This is a genomic window from Weissella confusa (assembly GCF_004766315.1).
GTDB classification, from domain to species: Bacteria; Bacillota; Bacilli; order Lactobacillales; family Lactobacillaceae; genus Weissella; species Weissella confusa_A.
In genome coordinates, this window is sequence record NZ_PVSN01000065.1 from 1 (window position 1) to 2,985 (window position 2,985).

1 rRNA gene is annotated in these 2,985 nt (G+C 50.8%); it reads right to left on the minus strand.

Features of this window, described 5'->3' with window-relative positions:
- Positions 1 to 27 precede the first annotated feature (27 nt).
- Positions 28 to 2,942 (minus strand): 23S ribosomal RNA (locus C6P11_RS08885).
- Positions 2,943 to 2,985: the final 43 nt, after the last annotated feature.

Sequence of the window (2,985 nt, forward strand, 5' to 3'; positions counted from 1 at the left end):
GTTTGAGCCTTACACCACGTTTTCAACTTGGTTAAGTCCTCGAACCATTAGTACTAGTCCGCTCCATGCGTCGCCGCACTTCCACTTCTAGCCTATCTACCTCATCATCTCTGAGGGGTCTTACTTCATAAAGAATGGGAAATCTCATCTCGAGGCGAGTTTCACACTTAGATGCTTTCAGCGTTTATCTCATCCGTACATAGCTACTCAGCGATGCTCCTGGCGGAACAACTGATACACCAGAGGTACGTCCACCCCGGTCCTCTCGTACTAAGGGCAGCTCCTCTCAAATTTCCTACGCCCGCGACGGATAGGGACCGAACTGTCTCACGACGTTCTGAACCCAGCTCGCGTACCGCTTTAATGGGCGAACAGCCCAACCCTTGGGACCGACTACAGCCCCAGGATGCGATGAGCCGACATCGAGGTGCCAAACCTCCCCGTCGATGTGGACTCTTGGGGGAGATAAGCCTGTTATCCCCAGGGTAGCTTTTGTCCGTTGAGCGATGGCCCTTCCATGCGGAACCACCGGATCACTAAGCCCTACTTTCGTACCTGCTCGACTGGTAAGTCTCACAGTCAAGCTCCCTTGTGCCTTTACACTCTGCGAATGATTTCCAACCATTCTGAGGGAACCTTTGGGCGCCTCCGTTACCTTTTAGGAGGCGACCGCCCCAGTCAAACTGCCTGCCAGACACTGTCTTCCACCACGCTTAGTGGTGCGAGTTAGAGTGGTCATACAACGAGGGTAGTATCCCAATGACGCCTCCACCGAAACTAGCGTCCCGGTATCTACGGCTCCTACCTATGCTGTACAAGCTGCACAAACACTCAATATCAAGCTACAGTAAAGCTCCATGGGGTCTTTCCGTCCTGTCGCGGGTAACCCGCATCTTCACGGGTATTTAAATTTCACCGAGTCTCTCGTTGAGACAGTGCCCAGATCGTTACGCCTTTCGTGCGGGTCGGAACTTACCCGACAAGGAATTTCGCTACCTTAGGACCGTTATAGTTACGGCCGCCGTTTACTGGGGCTTCAATTCGTACCTTCGCCGAAGCTAAGCACTCCTTTTAACCTTCCAGCACCGGGCAGGCGTCAGCCCCTATACGTCATCTTACGATTTTGCAGAAACCTGTGTTTTTGATAAACAGTCGCCTGGGCCTATTCACTGCGGCTCAGCTTTCGCTGAGCACCCCTTCTCCCGAAGTTACGGGGTCATTTTGCCGAGTTCCTTAACGAGAGTTCACTCGCTCACCTTAGGATGCTCTCCTCGACTACCTGTGTCGGTTTGCGGTACGGGCAGGTAAACACTAACTAGAAGCTTTTCTCGGCAGCGTGACATCACGGACTTCCCTACTTTATTTCGGTCCTCATCATAACTTGTCCTTAAAAGATAAAGCATTTAACTCGATCTAAGACTTATTATTTAACCCAGCATATCCAGCAGCTGGGATCCGTTAGCCTTCTGCGTCCCTCCATCGTTCAAACATGTTCACCTGGTACAGGAATCTCAACCTGTTATCCATCGACTACGCCTCTCGGCCTCGCCTTAGGTCCCGACTAACCCTGGGAGGACGAGCCTTCCCCAGGAAACCTTAGTCATACGGTGGACAGGATTCTCACCTGTCTTTCGCTACTCATACCGGCATTCTCACTTCTAAGCGCTCCACCAGTCCTCACGGTCTGACTTCATCGCCCTTAGAACGCTCTCCTATCGCGCCACTAACGTGGCACCCGTAGTTTCGGTGGTGTGTTTAGCCCCGGTACATTTTCGGCGCAGAATCACTCGACTAGTGAGCTATTACGCACTCTTTAAATGGTGGCTGCTTCTAAGCCAACATCCTAGTTGTCTATGCAACTCCACATCCTTTTCCACTTAACACACACTTAGGGACCTTAACTGACGATCTGGGCTGTTCCCCTTTCGACAATGGATCTTATCACTCACTGTCTGACTCCCGGACATACGTGATTGGCATTCGGAGTTTATCTTAATTTGGTAACCCGAGATGGGCCCCGCACCAAAACAGTGCTCTACCTCCAACACGCTACATTCCGAGGCTAGCCCTAAAGCTATTTCGGAGAGAACCAGCTATCTCCAAGTTCGATTGGAATTTCACCGCTACCCACACCTCATCCCAGCATTTTTCAACATGCACGGGTTCGGGCCTCCAGTGCGTTTTACCGCACCTTCACCCTGGACATGGGTAGGTCACCTGGTTTCGGGTCTACAACAACATACTAATTCGCCCATTTCAGACTCGCTTTCGCTACGGCTCCGGTCTTTCCACCTTAACCTTGCATGGTATCGTAACTCGCCGGTTCATTCTACAAAAGGCACGCTATCACCCATTAACGGGCTCTAACTTCTTGTAGGCACATGGTTTCAGGAACTTTTTCACTCCCCTTCCGGGGTGCTTTTCACCTTTCCCTCACGGTACTGGTTCACTATCGGTCACTAGGGAGTATTTAGCCTTGCGAGATGGTCCTCGCGGATTCCGACCGGATTTCACGTGTCCGGCCGTACTCAGGATCCTGACGGGAGGTCAACACTTTTCGCATACGGGGCTATCACCCTGTCTCGCTCAGCTTCCCAGCTGATTCTGCTAAATGTTAACTTTGTAACTCCACAATGTCAGTCCTACAACCCCAAAGTGCAAGCACTTTGGTTTGGGCTCTACCGATTTCGCTCGCCGCTACTGACGGTATCGATTTTTCTTTCTATTCCTGTTGCTAATGAGATGTTTCAGTTCACAACGTCTACCTTCAACCTAACTATATATTCATTAGGTGATAACTTGCATAACAAGTTGGGTTCCCCCATTCGGAAATCTCCGGATCAAAGCTTACTTACAGCTCCCCGAAGCATATCGGTGTTAGTCCCGTCCTTCATCGGCTCCTAGTGCCAAGGCATCCACCATGCGCCCTTAATAACTTAACCTATCAACTGACGTTGATGATATAAGTTTGAGTATGTGGCTCAA